Genomic DNA, 13,504 nt, shown 5'->3' with positions numbered 1-13,504 from the left:
GTGAGCTACCTTAAACGCCACGGGCCGTCTGACGCCGGTGGCACACAGTTTAGTGGGGCCGGTCCTTCGAACCCCCATGGATCGTCGACGCTTTCTGGCCGCGCTCGTGACCGTCCCCGTGACCACTCTCGCCGGCTGTTCGGACGGTGGATCGACCGCCACGCAGACCGAGACATCGACGGCGACCGACACCCAGACCCCCTCCGCGACACCGACGGCGACCGACACGCCCACCGCATCCCCGACGGCGACCGCAACCGAAACGACGACCGCCACGCAGACCGAGACACCGACGGCGACCGACACCCGGACTCCCTCCGCGACGCCGACCGCCACGCAGACCGAAGCGGTGCCCACCGAACGGACAGTACAGGTCGCACCGGGAAGTCTGCGGTTCGATCCCCGGTCGTTCGAGATCGCCGTCGGCGGCACCGTCGAGTGGGTCTGGGAGGCGGGCGGCCACAACATCGTCGTCGACAGCCAGCCAGCGGGCAGCGAATGGACGGGGACGCCCGACGGGGCCGGAACGACCTACGACAAGGGGTACACCCACACGTACACCTTCGAGGTTCCCGGCACCTACGAGTACTACTGTAACCCCCATCAGGGCATCATGAAAGGGTCGTTCACCGTCGTCGAGTAGGCACAAAGTCGAACGCTCCGACCGGCTGGTACGCCATTCCAGCACACGAATAGCGGGGCATTACGATGCACTTATCAGGTGTCGCCAACTTCGATCCAACAACTTCTCGACGGTGCTCCACCATGTCCGAACCCGATTCTCACGCTGACGACGACTTCGACGCTGGGTCTCTCCGAACACCGATCGTGGCGGTGCTGGGCCACGTCGACCACGGCAAGACCAGCCTGCTCGACAAGATTCGCGGCTCGGCCGTGACCGCGGGCGAATCCGGTGCGATCACCCAGCACATCGGCTCGACCGCCGTCCCACTCGACGTGATCTCGACGATGGCGGGCGATCTGGTCGACCCGACCGACTTCGACCTGCCGGGGCTTCTCTTTATCGACACGCCCGGCCACCACTCCTTTTCGACGCTGCGCTCGCGTGGCGGGGCGCTGGCCGACATCGCCATCCTCGTCGTCGACGTCAACGACGGCTTCCAGCCCCAGACGCTCGAAGCCATCGACATCCTCAAACGCACCCAGACACCCTTCATCGTCGCCGCCAACAAGATCGACACCGTCCCCGGCTGGAACCCCAACGAAGGAGAGCCAGTGCAGGCGACCAAAGCCAAGCAGTCCGAGCGCGTGCAGGGCGATCTGGACGAGAAGCTGTACGAGATCATCGGCCAACTCTCGGACAACGGCTTCTCGGCGGACATGTACTGGCGCGTGCAGGACTTCCAGAACAACATCGGCGTCGTCCCGGTCTCGGCCGAGACCGGCGAGGGCGTGCCGGACCTGCTGACGGTGATGATGGGGCTGTCCCAGCGCTATCTCAAAGCAGAGATGTCCGTCGACGTCGGCGGTCCCGGCGTCGGGACGGTACTCGAAGTGACCGAAGCGCGTGGCTTCGGGACCACCATCGACGCCGTCGTCTACGACGGCACGATCAAAGAGGACGATCAGATCGTCGTCGGCGGACTGGACGGCCCCATCGTGACCGAGGTTCGAGCCTTGCTGAAGCCCCAGCCACTCGCCGAGATTCGAACCGAAAAAGAGTTCCAGCGCGTCGAGACCGTCGCCGCAGCCGACGGGATCAAGATCGCCGCGCCGGATCTAGACGATGCGATGGCCGGTGCGCCGGTCCGAGTGGTTCGGAACCGCGATCTGAACGAGGTCATCGCCGAGGTGGAGGAAGAGCTGGCCGGCTTCGAGGTCTCGACTGCCGAGGAGGGGCTGGTCATCAAGGCCGACACACTCGGGTCGCTCGAAGCACTGTCGGGCACGCTCGAAGAACACGAGATTCCCGTGATGCGCGCGGAAGTCGGCGACGTGGCCCCGCGAGACGTTCGGGTCGCCGGGACCGCAGGCGAGCCGATCAACCGCGCCGTGCTGGCTTTCGGTGTCGACATCCTCGACGACGCGACGCGACTGGCCGAGCAAGAGGAGGTCGAAATCTTCGAGCACGACGTGATCTATCAGCTCATCGAGGACTACGAAGAACACGTCGAGGCCATCGAAACCGCCCAGCAAGACCAGATCCTCGACAACATCACTCGCCCCGCCCGCTTCCAGATCCTGCCCGATCACACCTTCCGCCAGAACGACCCCGCTGTCGTCGGCGTCGAAGTGCTTGCGGGCACGATCAAGCGCAACACCCACGTCGCGCTGTTCGACGGGGCCGAGCCAGAACGCATCGGGCTGATGAAATCGATTCAGGACGAGGGCGAAGACGTGGACGAGGCCACGCGAGGCGACCGCGTCGCCGTCTCCATCGACGGCCCGACCGTCGGCCGCCAGATCCACGAGGGCGACGAACTCTGGACCGAGCTGCCCGAGAAACACGCCAAGATCTTAGAACAGGAACTCAAAGAGGACATCACCGGCGACGAACGCGAAGCGCTCAATCAGTACCTCGAAAAGCAGCGTAATCGCGACCCCTTCTGGGGGAAATAGGCCGACGGCGGGCGACCGACACGCGCCCGGCCACCGAGTAATAATATTTAATTAGCTGGCGTGAGCCATTGCTGATACGATGCTCCCCGGAGAGGTCTCGCTCGCGACGGCCGATCTCGTCTTGCTCGTGATGGCGGTGCCGATGGTGCTGGCCTCGCTGGTCGGCGTCGTCTTCTCGGTCCAGCTAGGCGTCGCGATGTGTGCCGGCAGCCTCCCGGCCAGCGGGACGCTTGGCTACGCGCTCTTTTACGATCCGCCGGCGGACGGGTGAACGAAAATCGATGCTGTCAGCGGTCGTTTACTGTGCGGTCGGCGCTGCGTCGTCGGTCATCGCCTGCTTGACCTGCAGCGCGGCCGACGCCGCCAGTCCGTGCACGAGGTCGTCGCGTTCTTCATCGGTGATCTCGACTTTGTCCTCGGTCGGCGAGTAGCCCGCGCTGACGACCGAGCCAAGCGGCGGCTGGACGGCGATGGTCGCCCGTGGCCCGCCCGAGCCACTGCTGATCTCAGAACCCACCACGAACTCGTCGGGGAGCACCTCACGAAGCCCGGCCGCGACGTGGGTCAGATCACGTCGGAGCGACTGGCGCTGCTCGGCCGTCAGCGTGACCTCCTCGACGTCGGCCCCAAACTGGGTATTTCCGTACATTCGGTTTCCGGCGTATCTATGCGAACGGCGGTTAAAAACGCGGCGATGCTTACAGTGCTGGCCGGCTTCGTCCGTAGATGGCACACACCACGGCACTGGCGTGTTCGTCGTCGGCGTCGACCGACCGAACGACCACGTCTTCCTCGATAAAGTCCCAGTCTCGGAGTTGGCGTCCCGCCGCCAGCCCCGCTTCGATCTCTCCCTCGACCGCGTCGGGATCGGTGCCCGAGACCTCGTAGAAGATGCCCCGGCCCGAGGCGCTGCGTGCCCAGCCGATGCCCGCCGCCGCACGCTCGCCGGGTGCGGCCGTCGCCGACGATTCGACGACGTGGAGTTCGTCACCGACCGGCCCGAGGTCCGGCGCACGGCCCACGACCTCGATATCGGGGTCGGCGGGGATCACCGAGGAGAGCGTCACCAGATTGTAGTTGTGGACGCCCGCTTCTGCGAGGGCGGCGTCGAACGCGGAGAGTTCAGTGGGACCGCCTGCAGTGCCCCACACGACTCGGATGACGCTCATACCTGTTCTTGGTCGGTGCTGGCTGTAAGGGGTTTCGCTTTGAGTGGGGCAGTCTACTGGTCGAACACTGCTACCGTCACAGCAACAAAGCACCGAAAGCCCTCGCCACGCTGGCTAGCAGTCGAGTCGGTCCCCGCCAACACTGGAAACGACCACTGAAAGCCCTCGCCACGCTGGCGGTCGCTGACCGGCATCTCCTCGCTCCGCTTCGCGTCGCTCGGAGAGGGGCCGCTCAGACGACTACAACGAGCGCCAGCGCACCTCGCCCTTTCATCCGCCAGGACCGCACTGCACAGCACCGCACCACACACCTCCCCAACCGACTGCGTTACTCGGTCGCTCCGCTCCCTGCGTTACTCATCCCTCGCGCACTGTCATCGCTCGACGGAGCGAGCGACAGCGCACGCCAACGCAGAATGTTACATAGATCGTCTGTATTGGGCGGTAAGCATTCGCGCGACCGAGCGGTCCGTCAGGACCCGGTAGGTCGCGCGATTCACTCGACCGAACGGAGTGAGGTCGAGCCTTTTTCACCCATGTTTTTGCGCGAGGGTTCCCGCAGCGAGTGGAGCGAGCGAGGAAACCCGACGCGGAAAAAGATGGTAACTAGGCGAAGGCAACCGGGACGCTGCCGTCTTCAGCGCCGTTTTCGATCTTTGCTAAGGCGTCGTCGAAGTCGGCTTCGGTGACTTCGGTGCGCTGGTCGCGGATGGCGAACATGCCGGCTTCCGTCGACAGCGAAGCCAGTTCCGCGCCCGAAAGCCCGTCAGTCTTGCCGGCGATGGTCGACAGATCGACGGTGTCAGCCAGGTCCATCTGTTCGGTGTGGATCTCCAGAATGCGGCTGCGGCCGTCGAAGTCGGGTTCGGGGACTTCGATGAGTCGGTCGAAGCGGCCGGGTCGGAGGATGGCCCGGTCGAGCATGTCGAAGCGGTTGGTGGCGGCGATGATGCGGATCTCGCCGCGTTCGTCGAAGCCGTCCATCTCGCTGAGCAGTTGCATCATGGTCCGCTGGACCTCGGCGTCGCCGGAGGTCTTCGATTCGGTTCGCTTGGCCGCGATAGCGTCGATTTCGTCGATGAAGATGACGGCGGGTTCGCGTTCGGCGGCGAGTTCGAACAGATCCCGGACGAGTCGCGCGCCCTCGCCGATGAACTTCCGAACGAGTTCGGAGCCGGCCATCTTGATGAACGTCGCGTCGGTCTCGTTGGCGACGGCCTTGGCGAGCATCGTCTTTCCGGTGCCCGGCGGGCCGTGCAAGAGGACGCCGGCAGGCGGTTCGATCCCGACTTCGGTGAACTGCTCGGCGTTGACGAGTGGTTCCTCGACTGCTTCCCGGACTTCGCGAATCTGGTCTTCCAGCCCACCGATGTCGTCGTAGGTCACATCGGGCGAGCCATCGACCTGCATCGCCTGTGCGCGGGCGTCGGTCTCGGCGTCGAGGATCTGCTTGACGCTAAAGGAGTCGTTGATGGCGACGCGGTCGCCGGCGTCTAAGCGTTCGCGCATCGACGGCGACACCTCGGTCAACACTTCCTGATTGTTCCCGTGCTGCTTGACGATCACGCCGTCGTCAGTGATCTCCTCGGCGGTCGCGATGTACAGCGAGGAGGTCTTGAGCATCTCGTTTTCTCGCTCGATGCGGTCGACATCGTCCGTCAGCGAGTGCTGGCGGTCGCGGGCCGCATCGAGTTGTGTCTCCAATTCGTCGTGAACCTCGACGATTTCGGCGAAGTGGTCCCGGAGCGCTTCGAGGCGCTCTTCGGGCGTCATATCGGGGTCGAGATTCAACCGTGGCCGGTCGGGAAGCGAGGGACTGCGCGACATCGAGTTATAGGGTCTACGTAATTGAACTATTAAGGGCCTTTGGGTCAGATACACATAGTCGAATCGACAGGCCCACCGAAGTGCGTTACATCAACTGATCGAACTCGTCGAGATAGTCGCCGTAGGTGTCGATTGCGGCCTCGACCGGGGCCGAAGTGGACATGTCGACGCCAGCACCTTGCAGTAGTTCCAGCGGGTACTCGCGGGACCCGCTGGCGAGGAAGTCGATGTAGTCCTGGGCCGCTGGCTCGCCCTCGTCGAGGATCCTGTCGACGAGCGCCACCGCCGCCGAGATGCCCGTCGCGTACTGGTAGACGTAGAACGCCCGATAGAAGTGGGGGATGCGCATCCACTCACGGGCGATGCGGTCGTCGACGTTGGCCGGTTCGTAGTAGTCGCTCTTGAGATCGTGATAGAGGTCGTCCAGTCGGTCGGGCGTCAGCGGTTCGCCGGCCTCGCTCATCTCGTGGGCGCGGTGTTCGAACTCGGCGAACATGGTCTGGCGGAACAGCGTCGACCGGAATCGTTCGAGGTACTCGTTGAGGACGTGCCGGCGCAGTTGCTCGTCCTCGACGGTGTCGAGCAGGTGGTGGGTGAGCAGCGTCTCGTTGACCGTCGACGCGACCTCGGCCACGAATATCTCGTAGCCCGAGTAGACGTAGGGCTGGGACTCGCTGGTGTACTCCGAATGGAGCGAGTGGCCCAGTTCGTGGGCCAGCGTGTACATCGACTCCACGTCGTCCTGATAGTTCATCAAGATGTACGGCTGGGAGTCGTAGGTGCCACCGGAGTAGGCCCCGGACTGCTTGTTTTCGGTCTCGTACACGTCGACCCAGCGCGATTCGAGGCCCTCGGCGACACGGGACTGATACTCCTCGCCCAGTGGGGCAACGGCGTCGACGACGTACTCACAGGCCTGCTCGTACTCGATCTCGGGGGATTCCTCCTGCACGAGCGGGACGTAGAGGTCCCACATCTCCAGGTCGTCCGCGCCGATGGCCTCGCGCTTGAGGTCGGCGTGACGGTGGAGCGCGTCTAAGTTCTCGCGGACGGTGTCGACGAGCGTGTCGTACACCTCGACGGGGACGTTCGGGCCGTCGAGTGCGGCCTCGCGTGCGGTGTCGTAGTTGCGGGCCTGTGCCATCTTCACGTCGGTCTTGACGCTGTTCTTGTAGGCCGAACCGACGGCGTTACGGACAGTGCCCCACTCGTCGTAGAACGACTCGTACACCCGCTGTCGGAAGTCGCGGTCCGGTCGCTTCTGGAGGGTCGTGAAGTTGTTCAGCGTCACGGGCTGCTCGTCGCCGTCGGGGTCCTCGACGCTGGGGAACGACATGTCGGCGTTGGCGAGCATGTTGTACACCTCGCCGGACGCCCCGGTCACCTCGCTCAGTTCGGCGAGTACGTTCTCGACCTCGGGTGAGCGAGTGTGGTCTTTCATCCGCAGCACGTCGTCGAAGTAGTGTTCGTACTCGGCGAGGGCTGGCTCGGCGTCGATCATCGCCTCGATGTCGTCCCACCCGAGTTCCTGGAGCGCTGGTTCGAGGAAGCTCGCCGCACTCGACGCGTCCGAGGACAGCGACTGTGATCGGGCGGTCAGGGCCTGATACTGGTCGCGGGTCGTGTCCTCGTCCTTGCGCATCCGAGCGTAGGACGCGACGTTGCTGACGGTCCGCATCAACTGCTCGTAGGTCTCCAGCGTGGTGAGGAGAGTCTCCGCGTCGTCGGTCGCTTCACCCTCGTAGGCCGCTAGCTCCTCGACGAGACCTTCGGCCTCCTCGAAGGCCGCTTCCCAGTCCTCGTCGGTCGCATAGAGCGATTCGAGATCCCACTTGTACTCTTCATCGATCTCCGATCGATCGGGCACCGAACTCATATCCCGGCGTTAGCACCTCGGTACCGTAAGTCTTGCCGGCCCGCCGGCGTGTAATCACTCCACGCCATCACCGATCGTCCGGGCGACGCGAGCGCCCGCGAGTCGCCGTGCGTGGCGCTGTGTGAAGATCGCTCGAACGCTCTCACGACCGTCCTCGTCGACCGTGAAGTCGATGCCGTAGTCGACGGCCGTCAGCACGAGCGGTTCGGCCGGCGCCGGTGGGACACCGTCTGGCCCGTCGAGTGGCTCGTCGTCGAGGACGCGATCGACCGTCGAGAGCGGAGCTGCGCCCGTGGCGACCGATTCGACCAGTGCGACGATCCGCCGGACCAGTTGTCGGCAGAACCCCCCTGCACGGAGCGTGCAGACGAGAAAGTCCCCGTCGCGGCTCAGATCGATCGAGAGGTCCCGAACCGTCCCGGTCTCGTCGGGCGTGAGGTTGTGAAAGTCGTGCGCGCCCGCGAGTTCGTCCGCAGCCCTGTGAGCGCGCTCGTCGTCGGCGTCAGGCGCGTACAGGTGGTAGACGTACGTTCGCTCGCGAGCGTCGTGGGTCGCGTGGAACTCCTCGGGCACGTCCGCGCTGGCCCACGCTCGCACGTCAGCCGGCAGTTCACTGTTGAACGCCGCCGCTGAGAGCCACTCGGGAGCCTCGAAGGCGACGGTCTGTGCGAGCGCCGAGACGCCAGCGTCGGTCCGGCCGGCGGCCGCGTACCCCTCGGGGACGGTCCCATCCGTCACCCCGAGTCCCGAGAGGGCTGCGAGCAGTTCCCCCTCGACGGTCGCTACGTCTGGCTGGCGCTGGAAGCCATGGTAGGGACCACCGTCGTAGGCGATCCGATAGGCGCGCATACACCGACTCCGGCCGTCGGACACTTCAACACCGCCGTTCTCGCCCATCGGGAGCAACTGGCCGCCTTTACGTGGCCGGACGACCAAACCCGGACGATGGCAGACGACGCCACGGCGACGCTCGCTCCGGACGAGTTCCAGCCACCCCCACGTTCGTTCGTCGACACCCACGAGCGCGACATCGAGATCACGACCGCCGATTCCACCGATGGCGACGCACTCGTCGATATGTACGCCGCCTACACCGACGCGGACCGCGCACAGGGAATCCCCCCACGCGAACGGCGCGACATCCGGGAGTGGATCGATATCCTCCTCGACGACGGGATCAATCTCGCCGCGTGGCATGCCGGGCGAGCCGTCGGCCACGCCGCCTTGCTCCCCCACGACGACACCGCCGAACTCGTGATCTTCGTCCACCCCGACTACCACCACGCCGGTATCGGGTCACGGCTGATCCGCGCGCTGCTCGGTGCCGGCCAACAGGCGGGACTGACACACGTCTGGCTCTCGGTACAGCGCGACAACCACGTCGCGATGAATCTCTATCGGTCCGTGGGCTTCGAGACGACCGAACGCGAGCGCAGCGAACACGAGATGGAACTGGATCTTGCGTAGTCACTCCTCGTCCAGCAGGCGTTCTCGCTGAACGCTCGACGACCGGTCGGTCGACTGACCAGCCGAAAGGTCTTCTGTCTCTAACAACCGATCCAGTCGCGCATCGAACTCCTCTTTCGAGAGTTCACCACGGGCGTAGCGCTCACGGAGCAGTTCGACTGGATCGTCGTCGGGCAACCGAGAACCGTCGGCTTCGTCTTCGGAGGCTGCGACGAAGGGGAGGTCCTCACCCAGCAGCGCGACCAGCGGGAGCAGGACGAAGATACCAAACACGAACAGGGCAGGGACCAGCGTTCCACCGCCGAGGACGGCGGCCAGGGAGGTAAGCCCGAAGCTCAGGATGGCGATGGTACCGGCGAGTCGCCATTTGCCCATCGGGAACAGGGAACTCATGACAACAAATTCGGACGGCGATCGTGAAAATTCCGTCGCTTACGCGAAATCGTCGTACGTCGGCCGATCGATTTCGCCGGGGAAGGCGTCAACCGGCGCGGTCGTCTGGTCGCCACTCGCCATGTCCTTGACCGTCACCTCGTCGTTTTCGAGATCGTTCTCGCCGACGATGACGACCGTCTCGGCGTTGATCGAGTCGGCATAGCCCATCTGGGCCCCGAAGCTCCGATCCGACACGTCCGTTTCGACGACGTTGCCCCGCTCGCGCAGGTCCCGCGCGATCCGGGCCGCGACCGAACGCGTGTCACCGACCTGCAGGACGTAGTAGTCCGTCGCCAGCGCTTCCTCGGGCCAGACGCCCGCCCGCTGGAGGAGCAGTGGGAGCGTCGAGTTCAGGACGCCGGGAGCGAACCCGACCGCCGGCGTCGGCTCACCGCCAAAGCCCTCGATCAGGTCGTCGTACCGGCCGCCGCCGAAGACGGCCCGTGACACCTCGCCCGTCGAGTCGAAACACTCGAAGACGACGCCGGTGTAGTAGTCGAGCCCGCGCGCCGTCGTCAGCGAGACGGTACAGTACTCCCGCACACCGAAGTCCTCGGCCGCGGCCAGGACGCGCTGGAGGTTTTCGACGGCGTCGGCGACCTGCGCTGACTCACTCGCCTCGGCCAGCGAATCGAGGTCGTCCTCGCCAGCCTGCAGCCACTCGTCGAACTGTTCGGCCTGAGACAGCGAGAGACCGGCGCTTTGCAACTGCGAGAGATACTCGTCGCGGTCGATCTTCGCACGCTTGTCGACGGTGCGGATGGCCTCACGGGAGTCCACGTCGGCGTCGAAGGAATCGAGCAGCCCCGAGAGGATATCACGATGGGAGACACGGAAGTCGAAGTCGTCGGCCGACAGCCCGAATCCGGTGAGCATGTCCGCTGCGACCGCCAGAATCTCGGCGTCGGCCGACGGCTCGCTCGACCCGAAGATGTCGATGTTGGTCTGATAGAACTCACGGAAGCGGCCCTGCTGGACCTGTTCGTACCGCCAGAACGGCCGTGTCGACACCCACTTGATCGGTTTGGACAGTTCCTGCTGCTTGGCGACGACCATCCGCGCGACCGTCGGCGTCAGTTCCGGGGCCAGTGCCACGTCGCGCCCGCCCTTGTCCTCGAAGTGGTACAGTTCTTCGACGATCTCCTCGCCGCTCTTGTCGGTGTACAGTTCCGTCGCCTCCAGTGCCGGCGTGGCGATCTCGCGGAACCCGTAGCGCTTGGCGGTGGTCTCGACCTGATCGATGACCGCCCGATAGGCAGCCATCTCGGCGGGGTAGACGTCACGAAACCCCTTCAGCGAGTCGTACATGTCCCGGGATACAGCGACGGCCCGCTTGAAACTGTCCTTTACCGACTCACCGACGGCCGACGACCCGAGACTGGGTGTGTTCGGGGAACACGTCCGACACCACCGCAGTACCGTACTCTTCGCGCATGATGGCTCGCAGTTCGGTTTCGTAGTCGGCCTTCGGAATCGACTCGCTCGGTCCGGTCTGGACTCGAAGCCGGTCGGCGACGAGCGCGTCGATGGCGTCCCGGCCGAACCCCGAGAGAGGAGCTAGATAGTCGACGGCAAAGCGATCTTCGACACTCTGGGCCAGCGGCCGATCCACGGTCGGGACGCGGTCGTCACGGCGGGTCCCGTCCGCGATGGCGTCGAACTCCCCGTCGGCTGCGATAGTCTCGACAGCGTGCTCGTGGACCTGCTGAATGCCGTTGCGGGGGTAGCCATCGCTGACCATTCGCTCGACGGCCGCCTCGGCGACCGAGCGATCGAGTTCGATCGTCTCGAAGTCGAAACCGACGGACTCGGCCGCTTCCCGGCCGTTTCCGACCACGTCGGCGTTGCTACCACCCTCGCTGCCGTCGTCGCCGATCCCGAACGTCGCCGTCACGAGTGTCACGTCGTACAGTGGGTCGAGAACGAGCGCCGCGAGCGTCGAGTCCTTGCCGCCGCTGTACAGCAGTCCACAGCGCATCTACCGGCGTTGGATGTCGAAGCTCTTGGAGTCGGGCGTCAGTTCCTTGAGCAACTGCTTCATCTTCTCGTCGTCGATCTTGCCCTGCACGCGGCCGCTCTGGGCCAGCGAGACGATCTGCTGTTCGATCTGCTCGCCGCGCTGGGGCTTTGACATCTTCACCGTGTTGAGACGCTTGCGTGCCTCGTCGGTGAGGTTCTGGCGGAGGATGGCCTTCTTCTGGGCCTCGCGCTGTTGCTTGGCCTCCTCACGGGCCTCCGCGTCACCGTCACCACCCTGCTGTTCTTTGAGCTGCTCCATTTTCTTCTCGCGCAGTTCTTCGAGTCGTTCTTCGTCTGGCTCACCACTCATACTATTCCCCACTACTGGCTGAGCACCAAAATTTCTTTCCTACTAAGCCCTCGGCAGGTCGCTGGCGCGACTGCCTCGCCCTTAGTATTCCACCAGGCCGCCTTGCGCCCGCCGAGCGACGCTCGGCGGCGCTTGAGTCGCCTGTCGGCTCTCCGTAGCGGCGCGCCCGAGTGCGCGCCGCCGACCACACCGCTCCCGCGGTCCCCGTTGACTCGCGGGTCACGGTGTTCCCCGCTCGTCGTTCCGAGATTCCGTTGGAATCTCGCTCCCTCCCCGTGCGCTCGCGATAAAACGCGAGCGTCGGCATCCTGACAGCTGGTCCGCTAAACGATCGGTTCCAGGGGAACAGATACCCACCGCAGTCACTGACTCGCCCTATGTCTTTATAAAGTAATCTCTGTTTGGATATAAACTTTAAGTTCGATGCGAAAAGATATCTTTACTATGAAAACGAACTCGAACAGTCAGGACGACCACGCCACGACGATAGTCCTCAATCTCCCGATCCAAGACGACCGGTTGTTCAGCAGCCAGGCGATGAGTGATATCCTCTCGTTCGTGAGCAAAAATCCGGAGTCCCAGTTTTCGTACGTCGAGCTTGGGCGGGTACTGGATTACTCACGCCCGAGCATCTCGAAGGCTGTCGACGTACTCGTAGCTAACCAGCTCGTCACAGTCGAGCAAGAGGCACAGAAGAAGCTCGTCCAGATCAATACGGGCCGTCTCTCCGTCCCAGACGATCCGTTATTCGAGATCCCACAGCCAACGTTCCGGCCACCCGTTCGGGCGGCGGTCAGTTCGCTCAGGGAGCGGCTCGACGAGGTGATCGGCGTCGTCGTGTACGGGAGCGTTGCTCGTGGTGACGCGGACCGACGAAGTGATATCGACCTCTGGGTGGCCATCAGAAACAATCGGATGGAAAACCAGCGGCGCGCAAATCGAGTCAGACAGGACCTAGAGGAGAGGCGATTCGACGGCGAACGGTTCGAATTCGAGATCGACGTCGAGAGCTTTCAGGCAGCCCCGAGCCACATCTCGGACATTCGCCGGATTCTCAGCGACGGTATCGTGGTGTACGACACGGACGAGTTCATCGAACTACGAGAGATGATTCTCAAGGGAGCTGCTGATGAGTAACCGTTCCGATCCGAACGATCTTACGCGAGCGTTGGACGCTGCAGTCGATGCGTTCAATCAGGAGGGAGGTGGTATCCCGACGCCCGAAGAATCGATCGATATCGACGAACACTGGACCGCACAACTCACGAAAGGCTGTAAGCTTCTCGACCTCGCCGAGAAGTCGGTCGTCGACGGGTACGATACGGCAATCATCGAACTGTGTTTCGGTGCCATAGAACGATCGCTCGAAGCGTACGCCCTCGCCGAAGGTGGCGATTCGCTCCGGGATTTCCACGATCACACCACATGCTACACGCGGGCGGCAGAGCTTGGCTTACTGTCTCGGGAGACCTCGACACAGCTCCGGCACCTCTACGACAACAACCGAACGGACAGTTACTACGGTGGCAATCGCCCGACCCACGAGCAGGCCACCGCCATGCGTGCGTTGGCGCGAGCAATTCATACGCACGCGACCGAGCAGATTCGCCACGGCGGTATCTGCGTCTGTAACAACCTGTGATCGCACACGGAGTATCGAACGAAATAGAGCAAGTCGGGTACGATGGTGAGAGTCACCGGTACTGATTAGCCGATAAATCACCGGCAAAACTGCCAAGTCATGCTAGAGAGGAAGGTATTGGTAGAAAGCATCCGGGCGACCGAGCGGTTCGAAGAACCCGGTAGGTCGCCCGGTTCACC

The 13,504-nt window shown here is 63.9% G+C and carries 15 protein-coding genes; 6 read left to right on the top strand and 9 right to left on the bottom strand.

What is annotated here, in order from left to right; genetic code table 11:
* Positions 1 to 76 precede the first annotated feature (76 nt).
* From AC5FRW_RS00970 to AC5FRW_RS00960, 3 genes are all read left to right on the top strand, one after another.
* Positions 77 to 643, top strand: coding sequence for a plastocyanin/azurin family copper-binding protein (locus tag AC5FRW_RS00970; RefSeq protein WP_493566545.1), 567 nt, complete (start codon positions 77 to 79; stop codon positions 641 to 643).
* Between the two features lie 122 nt (positions 644 to 765).
* Positions 766 to 2,580 carry a translation initiation factor IF-2 gene (gene infB, locus AC5FRW_RS00965; RefSeq protein ID WP_493566544.1) on the top strand — a complete coding sequence of 605 codons (1,815 nt, stop codon included), beginning with the start codon at positions 766 to 768 and terminating at the stop codon, positions 2,578 to 2,580.
* A 79-nt stretch (positions 2,581 to 2,659) separates the two neighbouring features.
* Positions 2,660 to 2,851 (top strand): DUF8015 family protein, encoded by a 192-nt coding sequence (locus tag AC5FRW_RS00960; RefSeq protein WP_493566543.1) that lies wholly within the window; start codon positions 2,660 to 2,662, stop codon positions 2,849 to 2,851.
* Positions 2,852 to 2,878: 27 nt separating this feature from the next.
* Here the strand turns inward: AC5FRW_RS00960 and AC5FRW_RS00955 are convergent, their stop codons facing one another.
* From AC5FRW_RS00955 to truA, 5 genes are all read right to left on the bottom strand, one after another.
* Positions 2,879 to 3,229, bottom strand: coding sequence for a DUF5811 family protein (locus AC5FRW_RS00955; RefSeq protein ID WP_493566542.1), 351 nt, complete (start codon positions 3,227 to 3,229; stop codon positions 2,879 to 2,881).
* A 49-nt stretch (positions 3,230 to 3,278) separates the two neighbouring features.
* Positions 3,279 to 3,749, bottom strand: a complete 471-nt coding sequence (locus AC5FRW_RS00950; RefSeq protein ID WP_493566541.1) for a pyruvoyl-dependent arginine decarboxylase — start codon at positions 3,747 to 3,749, stop codon at positions 3,279 to 3,281.
* Between the two features lie 606 nt (positions 3,750 to 4,355).
* Positions 4,356 to 5,576, bottom strand: a complete 1,221-nt coding sequence (gene pan2 / locus AC5FRW_RS00945) for a proteasome-activating nucleotidase Pan2 (protein ID WP_493566540.1) — start codon at positions 5,574 to 5,576, stop codon at positions 4,356 to 4,358.
* Between the two features lie 85 nt (positions 5,577 to 5,661).
* Positions 5,662 to 7,452 (bottom strand): oligoendopeptidase F, encoded by a 1,791-nt coding sequence (gene pepF, locus AC5FRW_RS00940; RefSeq protein ID WP_493566539.1) that lies wholly within the window; start codon positions 7,450 to 7,452, stop codon positions 5,662 to 5,664.
* 54 nt (positions 7,453 to 7,506) lie between these two features.
* Positions 7,507 to 8,301 (bottom strand): tRNA pseudouridine(38-40) synthase TruA, encoded by a 795-nt coding sequence (gene truA / locus AC5FRW_RS00935; protein WP_493566538.1) that lies wholly within the window; start codon positions 8,299 to 8,301, stop codon positions 7,507 to 7,509.
* Positions 8,302 to 8,397: 96 nt separating this feature from the next.
* Here truA and AC5FRW_RS00930 point away from each other — a divergent pair, with 96 nt between their 5' ends.
* Entirely contained in the window at positions 8,398 to 8,919 is a 522-nt protein-coding gene (locus tag AC5FRW_RS00930; RefSeq protein ID WP_493566537.1) for a GNAT family N-acetyltransferase, read from the top strand.
* On the opposite strand, the gene AC5FRW_RS00925 is transcribed toward AC5FRW_RS00930, so the two are convergent.
* The 4 genes from AC5FRW_RS00925 to AC5FRW_RS00910 are packed head-to-tail and all read right to left on the bottom strand — an operon-like array spanning position 8,920 to position 11,683.
* Positions 8,920 to 9,312, bottom strand: coding sequence for an SHOCT domain-containing protein (locus tag AC5FRW_RS00925; protein WP_493566536.1), 393 nt, complete (start codon positions 9,310 to 9,312; stop codon positions 8,920 to 8,922).
* 39 nt (positions 9,313 to 9,351) lie between these two features.
* Positions 9,352 to 10,662 (bottom strand): histidine--tRNA ligase, encoded by a 1,311-nt coding sequence (hisS, locus tag AC5FRW_RS00920; RefSeq protein WP_493566535.1) that lies wholly within the window; start codon positions 10,660 to 10,662, stop codon positions 9,352 to 9,354.
* Between the two features lie 46 nt (positions 10,663 to 10,708).
* Positions 10,709 to 11,332: a DUF7411 family protein gene (locus tag AC5FRW_RS00915; protein WP_493566534.1), complete on the bottom strand. Its 624-nt coding sequence runs from the start codon at positions 11,330 to 11,332 to the stop codon at positions 10,709 to 10,711.
* Complete coding sequence (locus tag AC5FRW_RS00910; RefSeq protein ID WP_493566533.1) at positions 11,333 to 11,683, bottom strand: DNA-binding protein; 351 nt, start codon at positions 11,681 to 11,683, stop codon at positions 11,333 to 11,335. It abuts the gene before it with no gap.
* A gap of 444 nt (positions 11,684 to 12,127) precedes the next feature.
* Here AC5FRW_RS00910 and AC5FRW_RS00905 point away from each other — a divergent pair, with 444 nt between their 5' ends.
* Complete coding sequence (locus AC5FRW_RS00905) at positions 12,128 to 12,820, top strand: nucleotidyltransferase domain-containing protein (protein WP_493566532.1); 693 nt, start codon at positions 12,128 to 12,130, stop codon at positions 12,818 to 12,820.
* Positions 12,813 to 13,325, top strand: coding sequence for a DUF8154 family protein (locus AC5FRW_RS00900; protein WP_493566531.1), 513 nt, complete (start codon positions 12,813 to 12,815; stop codon positions 13,323 to 13,325). Before AC5FRW_RS00905 ends, AC5FRW_RS00900 begins: the two co-directional genes overlap by 8 nt.
* Positions 13,326 to 13,504 lie beyond the last annotated feature (179 nt).

The sequence above is a fragment of the Halomicrobium sp. HArcht3-1 genome (genome assembly GCF_058933345.1).
The sequence above is the reverse complement of the archived record's forward strand: the minus strand, read 5'-3'. Positions and strand labels throughout refer to the sequence as shown.